Here is a 15743-nt window from a genome sequence, read left to right on the forward strand (position 1 = left end):
TTTATAGTCTTTGGGGTCGTTACGGATTCGACAGGCATTATGAGGCATATTTTGCGACTCGTGTGGCGACGTAAACGCTCAGTTAAATATAACTGCAAAAAATAACACTTCTTACGCTCTAGCTGCCTAAAAACCAGCAGGCGTGACCCGATTCGGATTGCTCGTGTCTGATGATGGGTCTTATTATTAGCGAGATACGATCAAGCTTTGTCTAGCAGTTTGGTAAGAGATTTATAGACTCGCAGTTCCTAGGCTTGAGTTATGTGTCGAGGGATTGTTAAAACAATACATAACCTATGGTTGTAGACAAATATGTTAGCAGGTGTTTGGACGTGGGTTCGACTCCCACCGGCTCCATTGATAATTTACATTGTTTTGTAAATCTTTCTAAAACGTTGTTTTTACAACGTTTTTTATTTTATTCTTTGGTATTCTTTTGCAAAAAAAGAATACAACATTTTGTTGTATCCTAAATATTAAATCAAGTCCTGAATTTTCTTAAGTTTTTATCATATTTTCTGTTATAATTAAGGTGCCTTAAGAAAAATAATGAAAAAACTAAATGTTTTTCATATAGTTTTCATTTTTTGTGTTATAATTAAGGTGCCTTAATAAAAATATTAAGGTGCCTTAAGAAAAATATTAAGGCGCCTTAAGAAAAATAATGAAAAAACTAAATGTTTTTCATATAGTTTTCATTGTTTTAATAGTTTAAAGTCAATCTTATTTTTCTCTAATAGAAAATAATGAAAAAGTAGGTTTAGAAAGAGGTAAGTATCTATGTCTTCTCATAAAAAAGTGTCACTCTCTGAGATTAATCAATCTATCGATACTCCAAATAACAATCATTTCTGGCAAAATTTAAAGGCCTTTTTAGGTCCGGGTGCTCTTGTCGCAGTTGGTTATATGGATCCAGGAAACTGGATTACCAGTGTAGTCGGTGGTGCTTCCTATAAGTATAGTCTCTTGTTTGTTATCTTGATTTCATCTCTCATTGCCATGCAACTTCAGCAGATGGCAGGAAAGCTTGGTATTGTAACCCAGATGGACCTGGCTCAAGCAACGGCTCATCATTCACCTAAATGGCTTCGTTATAGTCTATGGGTGATTTTAGAATTAGCCTTGATGGCGACAGATCTGGCAGAAGTTCTAGGTTCAGCGATTGCTCTCAATCTTCTCTTTAAGATTCCGATTATGATAGCCATCCTTTTGACGGTTCTAGATGTCTTTCTCTTATTGCTTTTGATGAAATTTGGCTTTAAGAAGATTGAAGCTATTGTGACAACACTGATTTTAACGATTTTAGCAATCTTTACTTATCTGGTAGCTTTGTCACATCCAAGCTTCCAAGGAATCGTTGAGGGTTATCTACCGAATGCAACCTTATTTGAAAGTCCTTTGCCAGGGCATGAAAGTCAATTAACCTTGGCGTTAGGTATCGTGGGTGCGACAGTGATGCCCCATAACCTCTATTTGCATTCTTCCTTGTCTCAAACTCGGAAAATCAATCACAAGGACAAGAATGATGTTCGAAAAGCCGTGCGCTTTATGACCTGGGATTCAAATCTTCAACTGTCCTTGGCCTTTATCGTTAACTCCCTTCTATTAATTCTCGGGGCGGCTCTCTTTTTCGGCCATGCATCCGAGATTTCTGCCTTCTCTCAAATGTATAATGCCTTGCAGGATTCTACTATTGCAGGAGCTATAGCTAGCTCAACCTTATCAACCTTGTTTGCCTTGGCTTTATTAGCCAGTGGTCAGAATTCGACAATTACGGGTACCTTGACTGGACAAATCGTTATGGAAGGTTTCTTGCATATGAGATTGCCTCAATGGTTCATTCGTTTGGCAACTCGTCTCTTTGCCTTGTTGCCTGTCATGATTGTAGCGGTTGTGTTTGGTCATCAGGAAAAAACCTTGGATCAGTTATTGGTTTATTCGCAGGTCTTTCTTTCAATCGCTCTTCCATTTTCAATCTTCCCTTTGATTTATCTAACTTCTAAGAAATCACTGATGGGTGAATTTACCAATGCTAAATGGAATACCATCCTTGGTTATATTGTTTCCATTATCTTAACAATTCTCAATGTGAAATTGTTATTTGATATTTTCTAAGAAATTCACCCGAGTTATAAAACAAGTATATAAGAAAAAAGATACCCAAGATTTCTTGGGTATCTTTTTTGAAACTAAACGGAAGACATGGGATTCGAACCCACGCACGCTTTAACACGCCTACCGCGTTTCCAACACGGCCTCTTAAGCCTCTTGAGTAATCTTCCATTGTTTACTAACCTAGTCTACCATAAAGCCTTCTTTCTTGCAAATTTATTTAAAGTTGAGGATCCAGTGATAGAAAATGAAAGAAATTGACAAAAAATGCTTGACTTTGATATTTTTTATGATAGAATGAATAATGTAATCGTTAACAGGAGGTGGGTTCGTGCTAAAAAGCGAGAGAAAAAAGTTGATTTTAGAAGAATTGAGTAAGCATAAAATCGTCTCTCTAGAGAAATTGGTAGGCTTGTTAGATACTTCAGAATCAACAGTCAGACGTGATTTAGATGAATTGGAGTCCGAAAATAAACTTCGTCGAGTGCATGGAGGAGCAGAGTTGCCTCACTCCTTGCAAGAAGAAGAAACCATTCAAGAAAAATCTGTCAAAAACCTTCAAGAGAAGAAGTTGATTGCGCAAAAAGCGGCTTCCCTCATCAAAGAAAAAGATGTTATCTTTGTGGATGCAGGAAGTACGACAGCCTTTCTCATTAAGGAATTGGAGCGAAAAGACATTACAGTGGTAACCAATTCCATTCACCATGCGGTTCAATTAGTGGATAAGCAAATCCCAACAGTCATTATCGGTGGTGGAGTTAAAATGACAACAGATGCCAGTATCGGAGGAGTAGCTCTCAATCAGATTAACCAACTGCACTTTGATCGTGCCTTTATTGGAATGAATGGTGTAGATGAAGGTTACTTTACAACTCCAGATATGGAGGAGGGCGCCGTCAAGCGTGCTATCTTAGAAAATGCTAAACAGACATATGTTCTAGCAGATTCATCCAAGATTGGTCAGTCTTGTTTTGCTAAGGTAGCTCCTATAAAACGTGCTATTGTCATTACAAGCAAGGGTCACGAGCTCTTGCCAGCTATCAAAGAGAAAACGGAGGTAATAGAAGTATGATTTATACAGTCACACTCAATCCATCTATAGACTACATTGTCCGTTTGGACAAAGTGGAAGTTGGTAGTGTCAATCGTATGGACAGTGATGATAAGTTTGCTGGTGGTAAAGGAATCAATGTTAGCCGTGTCTTGAAACGCTTGGATATTCCAAATACAGCGACAGGCTTCATCGGTGGCTTTACAGGTAAATTTATCACAGATACTTTAGCTGAAGAACAAATTGAAACGCAATTTGTTCAAGTGGCAGAAGATACGCGTATCAATGTCAAGATCAAAGCAGACCAAGAAACTGAAATCAATGGGACAGGTCCTAATGTTGAGCCCGAACAACTTGAAGCGTTAAAAGCCATTCTTTCAAGTCTGACAGCAGAAGATACTGTGGTATTTGCTGGTTCAAGTGCAAAGAACTTAGGCAATGTTATCTACAAGGATTTGATTGCCTTGACCCGTCAGACAGGCGCTCAAGTAGTCTGTGACTTTGAAGGTCAGACCTTAATCGATAGTTTGGATTATCAACCTCTTTTGGTCAAACCAAATAATCATGAACTTGGAGCAATCTTTGGAGTCAAACTTGAAAGCTTAGATGAGATTGAAAAATACGCTCGAGAATTGCTGGCTAAAGGTGCTCAAAACGTGATTATCTCTATGGCTGGTGATGGAGCCCTTCTGGTAACATCAGATGGAACCTACTTTGCTAAACCGATTAAGGGAACCGTGAAAAACTCAGTGGGTGCTGGTGACTCGATGGTTGCTGGATTTACGGGTGAGTTTGTCAAATCAAAAGACGCAGTAGAAGCCTTCAAGTGGGGAGTGGCATGTGGAACAGCGACCACCTTCTCAGATGATTTGGCAACTGCAGCATTTATTAAAGAAACTTATGAAAAAGTTGAGGTAGAAAAAAGATGAAAATTCAAGATTTATTGAGAAAAGATGTCATGTTGCTTGATTTGCAAGCAACTGAAAAAACAGCAGCTATCGAAGAAATGATTCATAGCTTGGTTGAACACGGATACGTGACAGATTTTGAAACCTTTAAAGAAGGAATCTTAGCGCGTGAAGCTTTGACTTCTACAGGCTTGGGCGACGGTATCGCTATGCCACACAGCAAAAATGTTGCTGTAAAGGAAGCTACTGTTCTCTTTGCTAAGTCGAACAAGGGTGTTGACTACGAAAGTTTAGACGGGCAAGCAACTGATCTCTTCTTTATGATTGCTGCTCCAGAAGGTGCCAATGATACTCACTTGGCTGCCTTGGCAGAATTGTCACAATATTTGATGAAAGACGGATTTGCTGATAAACTTCGTCAAGTAACATCAGCTGATCAAGTCATTGAACTCTTTGACCAAGCTTCAGAAAAAGCTCAAGAACCAGTTCAAGCTCCTGCAAATGAATCTGGTGACTTTATCGTAGCAGTTACAGCTTGTACAACAGGAATTGCCCACACATACATGGCCCAAGAAGCTCTTCAAAAAGTGGCTGCGGAAATGGGTGTTGGTATCAAGGTTGAAACCAACGGTGCAAGTGGTGTTGGCAACAAATTGACAGCAGAAGATATCCGCAATGCCAAAGCTGTTATCATCGCTGCAGATAAGGCAGTTGAGATGGATCGTTTCGATGGTAAACCATTGGTGAACCGTCCGGTTGCAGATGGTATTCGTAAGACAGAAGAGTTGATCAACTTGGCTCTTTCTGGTAATGCTGAAGTATATCGTGCTGCTAATGGAGCGCAAGCTTCAACAGCATCTAATGAAAAACAAAGTCTAGGTGGTGCCTTCTACAAACACTTGATGAGTGGTGTATCACAAATGTTGCCATTCGTTATCGGTGGAGGTATCATGATTGCCCTTGCCTTCTTGATTGATGGTGCTTTGGGTGTGCCACAGGATAGTCTTGGCAATCTCGGTTCCTACCATGAGCTAGCTTCCATGTTCATGAAAATTGGTGGTTCAGCCTTCGGTTTGATGCTTCCAGTATTTGCTGGATATGTTGCTTACTCAATCGCTGAAAAACCAGGTTTGGTAGCAGGTTTCGTAGCTGGTGCTATCGCTAAAGAAGGTTATGCCTTTGGTAAAATCCCTTACGCACAAGGTGGCGAAGCAACTTCAGCCCTTGCAGGTGTGTCATCAGGTTTCCTTGGAGCCCTCGTAGGTGGATTTATCGCAGGTGCCTTAGTGCTCTTGGTTAAGAAATACGTGAAGGTTCCTCGCTCACTTGAAGGTGCTAAATCAATCCTTCTTTTGCCACTTTTTGGAACAATCTTGACAGGCTTTGTCATGCTAGCTGTTAATATCCCAATGGCCGCAATCAACACTGGTATGAACAACTTCCTTGGTGGTCTTGAAGGTGGATCAGCTGTCCTTCTTGGAGTCGTTCTTGGAGGAATGATGGCTGTCGATATGGGTGGACCTGTCAATAAAGCAGCTTATGTCTTTGGTACTGGTACTCTTGCAGCAACAGTGGCGACAGGTGGTTCAGTAGCCATGGCAGCAGTTATGGCTGGAGGAATGGTTCCACCGCTTGCAATCTTTGTGGCAACACTTCTCTTCAAGAATAAATTTACCAAAGAAGAACGTAACTCTGGTTTGACGAACATCGTTATGGGCTTGTCATTCATCACTGAAGGTGCGATTCCATTTGGTGCAGCAGACCCAGCTCGTGCTATCCCAAGCTTCATCCTTGGTTCAGCGGTAGCAGGTGGACTCGTTGGTCTTGCAAATATCAAACTCATGGCTCCTCACGGAGGAATCTTCGTTATCGCCCTTACTTCAAATGCTCTTCTTTACCTTGCCTTTGTCTTGGTAGGAGCAATTGTCAGTGGTGTCGTTTACGGTTACCTTCGTAAACCATTAGAAAAATAATCACAAATACATTCAAATGACTGAACACGAAAGTGGGCAGTCATTTTTTTAACCCCTCGAAAAGTTCATGAAATATGTTATAATAGAAGAATGGCAAACAAGAATACAACTAAAACAAGACGCAGACCGTCGAAAGCAGAATTGGAAAGAAAACAAGCGATTCAACGAATGTTGATTTCCTTAGCTTTGGCTATCTGTTTAATTTTTGCTGCCCTTAAATGGGGAGCTGTAGGAATCACCGTTTACAACCTAATCCGCTTACTTGTGGGGAGTTTAGCTTATCTAGCTATTTTCTCTCTCTTGATCTATCTCTTCTTTTTCAAATGGATTCATAAACAAGAAGGATTGCTAGCAGGTTTCTTTTTCATTTTTACAGGCTTACTACTAATCTTTCAATCTTATCTTGTCTGGAAATTTAGCATGGCAAACGCTGTTTTCCAAGGAACGGTCGGACAAATTTTTAAAGATTTAACCAGCTTTCAAGTGACGAGCTTTGCTGGTGGAGGTGTGATTGGGAGTGGACTCTACATTCCGATAGCCTTTTTGTTCTCAAACATTGGCACCTACTTTATCGGAGCGATTCTAATCTTAATCGGAGCTCTTTTAATAAGTCCATGGTCTATCTATGATATCGCTGATTTTCTGTCAGCTCGATTTGCTATCTGGATGGAACGCCACGAACAGAAAAAACAAGAGCGTTTTATCAAGCGTGAAGAAGAAAAGGCAAGAAGAGAAGCTGAAGAGCAAGCAAGACTTGAGAAAGAAAGAGAAGAGCAGGCATTGCTTGATCTGCCTCCTGTAGATATGGAAACAGGAGAAATTTTATCAGACGAACCAATACAAGAATTTCCTCCACTACCAGAGGAAGAATGGGTAGAGCCTGAGATTATTCTCCCTCAAGCCGATTTTGAATATCCTGAGGAAGGTCACTATCCGATGGAAGAAGATTTCCCAGAAGATGATGACGAAGATGTTGAAGTAGACTTTTCTGCTAAAAAGGCCTTGGAGTATAAGCTCCCAAGCTTGCAACTCTTTGCACCTGATAAACCAAAAGATCAGTCTAAAGAAAAGAAAATTGTTCGAGAGAATATCAAAATTTTGGAAGAAACCTTTGCAAGTTTCGGTATCAAGGTAACGGTTGAACGTGCTGAAATTGGCCCATCTGTTACTAAGTATGAGGTTAAACCAGCAGTTGGTGTTCGTGTCAATCGTATTTCCAATCTAGCAGACGACTTAGCTCTGGCCTTGGCTGCTAAGGATGTCCGTATTGAAGCACCGATTCCTGGAAAATCCTTGGTAGGTATCGAAGTTCCTAACTCGGAAATTGCAACTGTATCCTTCCGTGAGCTTTGGGAACAATCTCAAACAAAACCTGAAAATCTTTTAGAAATTCCTCTTGGGAAAGCAGTCAATGGTACGGCTCGTAGTTTTGATTTGGCTAAAATGCCTCACTTGCTAGTTGCCGGTTCTACGGGTTCTGGTAAATCCGTTGCAGTTAATGGAATTATCGCAAGTATTCTGATGAAGGCTCGCCCAGACCAAGTCAAATTTATGATGGTGGACCCTAAGATGGTTGAGTTGTCAGTATACAACGATATCCCTCATCTCTTGATTCCAGTTGTGACCAACCCTCGTAAGGCCAGCAAGGCCCTTCAAAAAGTCGTTGATGAGATGGAAAATCGCTATGAACTTTTCGCCAAAGTCGGAGTTCGAAATATTGCTGGTTTTAATGCTAAGGTTGAGGAATTTAACACTCAATCAGAGTACAAACAAGTACCTCTACCTTTAATCGTCGTGATTGTGGATGAGTTGGCTGACCTCATGATGGTTGCTAGCAAGGAAGTAGAAGACGCCATTATCCGACTCGGACAAAAGGCGCGTGCGGCTGGTATTCACATGATTCTTGCAACCCAGCGTCCTTCAGTGGATGTTATCTCTGGTTTGATTAAGGCAAATGTGCCTTCACGTGTAGCATTCGCGGTTTCTTCAGGAACGGATTCACGTACAATTTTGGATGAAAATGGTGCTGAGAAATTGCTTGGTCGAGGGGATATGCTCTTTAAGCCAATTGATGAAAACCATCCTGTTCGCCTGCAAGGTTCCTTTATCTCTGATGATGATGTGGAACGCATCGTAAACTTCATTAAGGCTCAAGCAGATGCTGATTATGATGACAGTTTTGATCCTGGAGAAGTTTCTGAGACTGATGGTGATTCTGGTTCTGGCGATGAGGGCGGGGATCCACTCTTTGAAGAAGCCAAGGCTTTGGTTATTGAAACTCAAAAAGCAAGTGCATCCATGATTCAGCGCCGTCTATCTGTTGGTTTTAACCGAGCCACTCGATTGATGGAAGAATTAGAGATGGCTGGAGTTATTGGTCCTGCTGAAGGGACAAAACCTCGTAAAGTCTTACAACAATAAATTGTTTGAAAATAGAATAAAAATTCAAGAAATTACCTTTCGAAAATGGGGATAATCTACTCTAATTTTTCGAAGGTAATTTCTTTTTTATGCCTATGATTATAGGTGTTCTTGTAGTAAAAAAACTTTCAGTCTGGTTCGGAATTTAGATTTTACTTTTACTAATTTTAACTAATAAAGTATTGATTTTTAAACTGGTTTTTGATATATTAAACTGGTATAAGAAATATTTAAATGTTTAAAAAATAAGCGAAAAGAATAAAGGGGGTTATTTTTTTAAGGGTAAATGCAAACGCTTACTTTTTAAGCAGAAAGGAATAAAAAACAAATGAATAAAAGGTTATTTGAAAAACGTTGTAAATATAGTATTCGGAAATTTTCATTAGGTGTTGCCTCTGTTGTCATTGGTGCGACATTTTTTGGAACAAGTACCGTTTTAGCAGATACAGCCCAAACTGGATCTACCGCAAATATGCCAGCTGATTTAGCAGCAGCTCTTGCCAATGCAAAAGATGACAATGGGCATGATTTTGAAGCACCGAAAGCTGGAGAAAATCAAGGTTCTCCTGAAGTTACTGAAGGACCAAAAACTGAGGAAGAATTACTAGAGAAAGAAAAAGAAGGTGCAGCAACTTCAGCAACTGAAAATGAACTTCCAAAAGATCTGCGTGAAAAACTCGATAAAGCCGAAGACAGTGGCCATACTGCTTCAAAAGAAGACCTGGAAAAAGAAGATAAAAGTTTAGTTCCAGAAGAAGTTGCCAAAACAAAAAATGGGGAATTGAACTACGGTGCTACAGTTGAAATTAAGAGCGAAGCTGGGACTGGTAGTGGTATTGTTATTGGAGAAAATCTTGTCTTATCAGTATCTCATAACTTTATCAAGGATGTTCCGGATGGGAACAATCGTAAAGTAGCTGATAATATTGATAGTGATAAAGATGTTTATACAGTTTCTTATGAAGGTGCACCAGACGTTAAATTTAGTAAAAATGATGTAAAACACTGGGATCGTGAAGGCTTCCTGAAAGGTTATAAAAATGACTTAGCCATTGTCAAACTTCGCAGTCCTCTTGCAAATGCTCCAGTTGAAGTTGCGGATAAACCGTCAACTATCAAGAAAGGAGATAAGGTTCATGTATTTGGATATCCAAAAGGAGTGCTCGATCCAATCCTCAATACTACTGTCGAAGATATTAATGACCATGGAGAAGGCGTTCGTGGAATTAGCTACCAAGGAAGTGAACCTGGTGCAAGTGGCGGTGGAATCTTTGATGAAAATGGAAAATTAATTGGGATTCATCAAAACGGTGTATCTGGTAAACGTAGTGGTGGTATTCTTTTCTCACCTGCACAGTTAGAGTGGATTCAAAACTATATTAAGGGTATTGAAACAACTAAACCAGCTGGTCTAGATGCTCTTGATAAACAAGTTGAAGATAAAGAAGAAAAACCAAAAGAGGATAAACCTCAGGAAGAAAAACCAGCTGACAATAAACCAGCAGAAAACAAACCAGCAGAAAACAAACCAGCTGAAGCAGCAACGGGAGAAACTAGCGACGCTACTGCCGAAGTGAAAAAAGAGTGGAATTCAGTAAGTCGTGTGAAAGGGAATGTTGAAGTCGTTGAAGAAGGCGGAGTACGCTACAACAAATTAACTTCAACAACAGCTAACGACAATGGAGCAAACGAAGCTTTATTTGAAAAAGCTGGATTACAGGCGGATGCGGAAGGAAATGTAAGCGTTGACTTAACGTTCAAGGCAAACACTCCTCCAGCTGAAACTCGCTTTGGGGTATATCTAAAATATAAAGATAATGACAACAACATCTTTGTAGGGTATGACAAGGGCGGTTGGTTCTGGCAATACAAAGGACCAAATGTAAACACATGGTATAGCAAGACTCGTGTAGAAGCACCAAATGTAGGGGAAGAAAACCATCTATCTATCGTGTACAAGAAAGACGGTCAATTAAACGCTACAAATAATGGACAAAATTTATTTAGCACAGAAGTCGTTCCAGAAGCTGTCAAGAACGCTTTAGCTGATGTGAATAAAGTTTACCTCAAAGCTGGGACTTACGGTACAGAATTATCTTCTGTATCGATCAAAGCGGATAACCAAGATAACATCAAACCTGAAGAAGAAACTCCAGCTGTGGATGATGGATTACGTCGCAATGACCAAGATGTTCACTATGAAACTTTACAATCAGAACAATTAAAAGCGATTATCGACACAGCGTTTCCACGTGTTAAAGAATATGAATTAGATGGAAAAACGTTAACAGGTCAAGTTCAAAAATTAGATAAAATGTCAATCAACGGTGTATTAGTCACTCCAGAAGTTCAATACCGTAAGATTGATGACACTACTGCAGAATATGTAATGAAAGTAAGAAACGATGATGAATTCATCAACGCTGAAATCACTGTGAAATTACAATTAGTCGGCAACGAAATGCACTTCGATGTGACAAAAGTAGTGAACAAAAACAATGTCGAAATGGGTAAACCAGTCGACAATGTTCGCAAATTAATCCAAACCATTGAATTCCCAGGAAACACATTAGTGTCTGTAGGTTCAAATAAACAAGGTGCGAAATTCGATGGTGCTCAAATGTCAACAAACACACATAACCGTGGAGACTATCATTTAGACTTGAAAGAAGGCAAGATGAATGAATATACTTACGGTTTCATGTATGGATTTGTTTCTTCTAACGAATTAGCAGCGTCTGTTTGGAGTAACTCTCAATTTACTTACAGAGGAAATGACTTTGCACGTTTAACAACAGCGTTAGAACGTGTAGAAGGCGTGAACTACTTAGGTATTCAAAGCTCACCTTACTGGTACCAACGTGCTTATAAGAACTTGGTATTCCCAGAATACACATTAGAATTACCAAGTTCTAAAGTAGTCATCACAAAAGACTTAAACAAAGATAATGTTGTGGACTGGCAAGATGGTGCGATTGCCTATCGTAATATCATGAACAATCCTAAAGGAGCAGAATCTGTTCCAGATTTAGTAGCGTATCGTATTGCGATGAACTTCGCATCTCAAGCGCAAAACCCATTCTTAATGACATTAGATGGTATTAAGAAGATTAACTTACACACAGATGGTTTAGGCCAATCAATCCTACTTAAAGGGTATGGTAGTGAAGGTCACGACTCAGGTCACTTAAACTATGCAGATATCGGTAAGAGAATCGGTGGCGTTGAAGACTTCAAGAAATTATTAGCGAGAGCAAAAGAATACGGAGCTAAAATCGGTATTCACGTAAACGCTTCTGAAACATATCCTGAATCTAAATACTTCAGTGAAGCCATTTTACGTAGAAACTCTGACGGAACATATATGTACGGTTGGAACTGGTTAGACCAAGGTATCAACATCGATGCAGAATATGACTTGGCTCATGGACGTTTGGATCGTTGGAAAGAATTAAGAGAAAAACTAGGTGCTGACTTAGACTTCATCTATGTGGATGTTTGGGGTAACGGACAATCAGGAGATAACACTGCTTGGCCAACTCACATACTTGCTAAAGAATTAAACTCTCAAGGATGGCGTATGGCTATCGAGTGGGGCTTCGGTGCGGAATATGACTCAACATTCCAACACTGGGCGGCTGACTTAACTTACGGTGGATATTCACTGAAAGGTATTAACTCAAACATCACTCGATTCATCCGTAACCACCAAAAAGACTCATGGGTTGGTGATTATCCAAGCTACGGTGGTGCCGCTAACTATCCATTACTTGGTGGATATAACATGAAAGACTTCGAAGGATGGCAAGGTCGAAGCGACTACGAAGGATATATTCGTAACCTCTTCGAAAACAACATCATGACGAAGTTTTTCCAACACTACAAAGTTTCTAAATGGGTGAACGGTGACCCAGTTGCGATGAGCGACAATGGTCAAAACTACAAGTGGACTCCAGAAATGGAAGTTGATTTAACAAATGACAATGGGGATGAAGTGAAGATTGTTCGTCAATCAAACGACCCTAACAGCCCAGACTACCGTAAACGTGTCACAACATTAAACGGTCGTGTTATCGAAAATGGTGGAAGCTACTTAGTACCATGGAACTGGGATGAAAATGGTAAAGCTTTAACAGGCGACAAAGAAAAGATGTACTTCTTCACAAATACTGCTGGAACAACTGAATGGACACTTCCAGACGATTGGACTGGAGATAAAGTATACCTCTATCGTCTAACAGACCAAGGAAAACAAGATGTTGTGGAATTAACAGTCGGCGCAGACCGTAAGATTCAAATTACGGGAGATGCGTACCAACCATATGTACTTTACAAAGCTCCTCAAGGCAAGAAGACAATGGTATGGAGTGAAGGACTACACATCTATGACCAAGGTTTCAACAGCGGAACATTAGATCATTGGGAAAAAACTGGTGACAGCGAACATGCTGAAATCGTGAAATCTCAAGGGGCAAACGAAATGTTACGTATTCAAGGTAACACTGAACGTGTGACATTGAAACAACGCTTAACAGACTTGAAACCTAATACAAGATATGCCGTTTATGTAGGCGTGGATAACCGAAGCGATGCACGTGCAGATATCACAGTCCGTGTCGGAGATAAAGTGATTTCTAACTACACAAATAAATCAATCGCGAAGAACTATGTACAAGCACATGCGCATAACACACTTAAGAAGAATGCGACAGTAGATAATACAAGTTACTTCCAAAACATGTATGTATACTTCACAACAGGCGAAGATGTTTCTAATGTGACATTAGAACTTGGACGTGATGCGGATGCAGCAGCAACTTACTTCGATGAAATTCGTGTATTTGAAAATCAATCTGTAATGTACAACGAAAAACACGATACAGGAAATGGTAAATTCAAACAAGACTTTGAAGAAGTGCCTCAAGGTATCTTCCCATTCGTAGTTGGCGATGTTGAAGGCGTACAAGATAACCGTACTCACTTATCTGAGAAACACGAACCATATACTCAACGTGGATGGAATGGTAAGAAAGTCAACGATGTTATCGAAGGCAATTGGTCATTGAAGACGAACGGTTTAACAGGAAATGACAAACTCGTTTACCAAACAATTCCACAAAACTTCCGCTTCGAAGAAGGTAAGACTTATAAAGTAACCTTCGATTATGAAGCAGGTTCAAATGGAGCATACTCATTCGTTATCGGTAATGGCGAAAATTCTCGTCGTAGTAAATTAACGAAATACGACTTAGAAAACACTTGGGAAAATTCATCAACTCCTAAGAAAGTAAGCTTCTATGTTACTGGTGAAAAAGGTGGAAACACTTGGATTGGTATTTACTCAAATGCGCGTGGTGCCGATACTAAAGGAGATACAGATAACAACGAAATCAACTTCAAAGGTTATAAAGACTTTATGTTAGATAACCTTGAAATTGAAGAAATTAAGTTAACTGGTAAGATGATCATCGATGAAGCATACGAAAAGAATACTCCAATCGTAAATGGCAACTACAAACAAGATTCATTAAATGCTTATAAAGACGCTGTAGCAGCTTTATTAGAAGCAGACGATGATATTAGTGTGGATGATGCTAAAGCTCTTGTAGAACGCGTTAACGAGGCTAAAGAAAAACTTGCGGTGAAACGTAGCGCTCCAGATTGGGACGATATTCATGATCTTGATGCTCCTTATGAAGAAGCAGATAATGTATGGTATGCATTTGATGGAAATACAAATACTTTATGGCATACACCTTATGGAGTGAATAGCTTAGGAAAACCATTAACAGTAGAGTTCAATAATCCGATGGAATCAACTCGCTTTGAATATGTTCCTCGTCCTTCAGGTCCAAACGGACGTGTGATGAGCGGTAGCCTTACAGTGATTGATGAAAAAGGACAAGAACATAACTTTAACTTTACTGGATGGGCAAATGATGCGAAGACAAAAGTGATTAACTTTGATGCTCCAATCAAGGTGAAGAAAGCTATCTTTACTGGTAACGAAACATACGGTGACCCTGGACATATTTCAGCAGCGGAATTACGCTTCGTCCTTCCAATTGAAAATGATAAACCATTAGATGAAGCTGCATACAATGCTGAAGTAGAACGTGTTCGTAAGATTGATCGTCAAGATGCGAAAGAATACTTGGCAGCTGTTGAAGCGTACAAGAATGGTCTTGCAGAACATAACTTATTAACTCCAAACGGACTTAATAAATTGGTAGAAGGCTTGAAAGAAATTAAAGAAACTGAAGAACCAACTCCAAATCCAGAGCCAACTCCAGATCCGAAACCAACTCCAAATCCAGAGCCAACTCCAAATCCAGAGCCAACTCCAAATCCAGAGCCAACTCCAGATCCAAAACCAACTCCAGATCCAGAGCCAACTCCAGATCCAGAGCCAACTCCAGATCCAGAGCCAACTCCAGATCCAGAGCCAACTCCAGATCCAAAACCAACTCCAGATCCAGAACCAACTCCAGATCCAAAACCAACTCCAGATCCAAAACCAACTCCAGATCCAGAGCCAACTCCAGATCCGAAACCAACTCCAGATCCAGAGCCAACCCCAGATCCAAAACCAACTCCTGAACCTGAAGTATTATCAAGTAAGGGAGAACAGCAACCACCAGTAGTTGAAATTCCAGAATTCAAGGGTGGCGTTAATGCTGCAGAAGTGGCTGTTTATGACATTCCAGAATTCAAGGGTGGCGTTAATGCTGTAGAAGCGGCTGTTTATGACATTCCAGAGTTCAAAGGTGGCGTTAATTGGGTTGAAGCGGATAAGAATGAGCTCCCAGAGTTCAAAGGTGGCGTTAATTGGGTTGAAGCGGACAAGAATGAGCTCCCAGAATTCAAAGGTGGCGTTAATTGGGTTGAAGCAGCTAAGAATGATGTTCCTGAGTATAAAGAAACATTAGGTGCAGGAGACAATCAGACAAGTCCAATTGCAGAAAAACTTGATCAGAAACCAGCTCTAACACCAACACCTGCTATGCAAGCAGCACAAAAAGAAGCGGATCAGGCCAAACTTCCTGAAACAGGAGAAGGAGCAACTGGACACCTCTTCCTAGCTGGTCTTGCAGTAGCAATGTCTGCTCTATTTCTTGAAAAAAGAAAAGAAGATTAAAATATCATAGAGTTTTACACTATGAAAACTCAAACTCCTAACGGATTGTAATGGAGAACAACAAACACCTAGAGAGGACCTCTTGGTCCTCCCTTTTTAAAAGGGAAATGATAACGCTTACCCAATTTAAGCGTGGGAAA

At 40.1% G+C, this 15743-nt stretch carries 6 protein-coding genes, 1 tRNA gene and 1 other RNA gene; 7 read left to right on the plus strand and 1 reads right to left on the minus strand.

The features are described 5' to 3' along the window. Nucleotides 1–12: 12 nt before the first annotated feature. Nucleotides 13–360: a transfer-messenger RNA gene (gene ssrA, locus QM382_RS01020) on the plus strand. 420 nt (nt 361–780) lie between these two features. Further along, the gene (locus QM382_RS01025) at nt 781–2115 is read left to right on the plus strand and encodes an Nramp family divalent metal transporter (RefSeq protein ID WP_225750159.1); all 1335 of its coding nucleotides are present in this window, start codon (nt 781–783) and stop codon (nt 2113–2115) included. A gap of 79 nt (nt 2116–2194) precedes the next feature. On the opposite strand, the gene QM382_RS01030 is transcribed toward QM382_RS01025, so the two are convergent. Next, nucleotides 2195–2282: transfer RNA gene (locus tag QM382_RS01030), tRNA-Ser, on the minus strand. Nucleotides 2283–2443: 161 nt separating this feature from the next. On the opposite strand from QM382_RS01030, the gene QM382_RS01035 reads away from it, so the two are divergent. The 5 genes from QM382_RS01035 (at nt 2444) to QM382_RS01055 (ending at nt 15603) form a co-directional block, all read left to right on the plus strand. Beyond that, on the plus strand, nt 2444–3184 hold the full coding sequence (locus tag QM382_RS01035; RefSeq protein ID WP_414264160.1) for a DeoR/GlpR family DNA-binding transcription regulator: 741 nt from the start codon (nt 2444–2446) through the stop codon (nt 3182–3184). Further along, nucleotides 3181–4092, plus strand: a complete 912-nt coding sequence (gene pfkB, locus QM382_RS01040) for a 1-phosphofructokinase (RefSeq protein ID WP_414272148.1) — start codon at nt 3181–3183, stop codon at nt 4090–4092. The genes QM382_RS01035 and pfkB overlap by 4 nt, the downstream gene beginning before the upstream one ends. Then, nucleotides 4089–6044, plus strand: a complete 1956-nt coding sequence (locus QM382_RS01045) for a fructose-specific PTS transporter subunit EIIC (protein ID WP_414272149.1) — start codon at nt 4089–4091, stop codon at nt 6042–6044. Before pfkB ends, QM382_RS01045 begins: the two co-directional genes overlap by 4 nt. Before the next feature lie 141 nt (nt 6045–6185). Next, entirely contained in the window at nt 6186–8465 is a 2280-nt protein-coding gene (locus QM382_RS01050) for a DNA translocase FtsK (protein ID WP_414272150.1), read from the plus strand. A 328-nt stretch (nt 8466–8793) separates the two neighbouring features. Then, complete coding sequence (locus QM382_RS01055) at nt 8794–15603, plus strand: SpGH101 family endo-alpha-N-acetylgalactosaminidase (protein ID WP_414272151.1); 6810 nt, start codon at nt 8794–8796, stop codon at nt 15601–15603. Nucleotides 15604–15743: the final 140 nt, after the last annotated feature.

The sequence above is a fragment of the Streptococcus infantis genome, from assembly GCF_047465185.1.
GTDB lineage: Bacteria > Bacillota > Bacilli > Lactobacillales > Streptococcaceae > Streptococcus > Streptococcus infantis_O.

Excerpts from the sequence above, each read along its gene's own strand:
- QM382_RS01025 (WP_225750159.1), top strand. The coding sequence starts at position 781 with ATGTCTTCTCATAAAAAAGTGTCACTCTCTGAGATTAATCAATCTATC.
- pfkB (WP_414272148.1), top strand. The coding sequence starts at position 3,181 with ATGATTTATACAGTCACACTCAATCCATCTATAGACTACATTGTCCGT.
- QM382_RS01045 (WP_414272149.1), top strand. The coding sequence starts at position 4,089 with ATGAAAATTCAAGATTTATTGAGAAAAGATGTCATGTTGCTTGATTTG.
- QM382_RS01055 (WP_414272151.1), top strand. The coding sequence starts at position 8,794 with ATGAATAAAAGGTTATTTGAAAAACGTTGTAAATATAGTATTCGGAAA.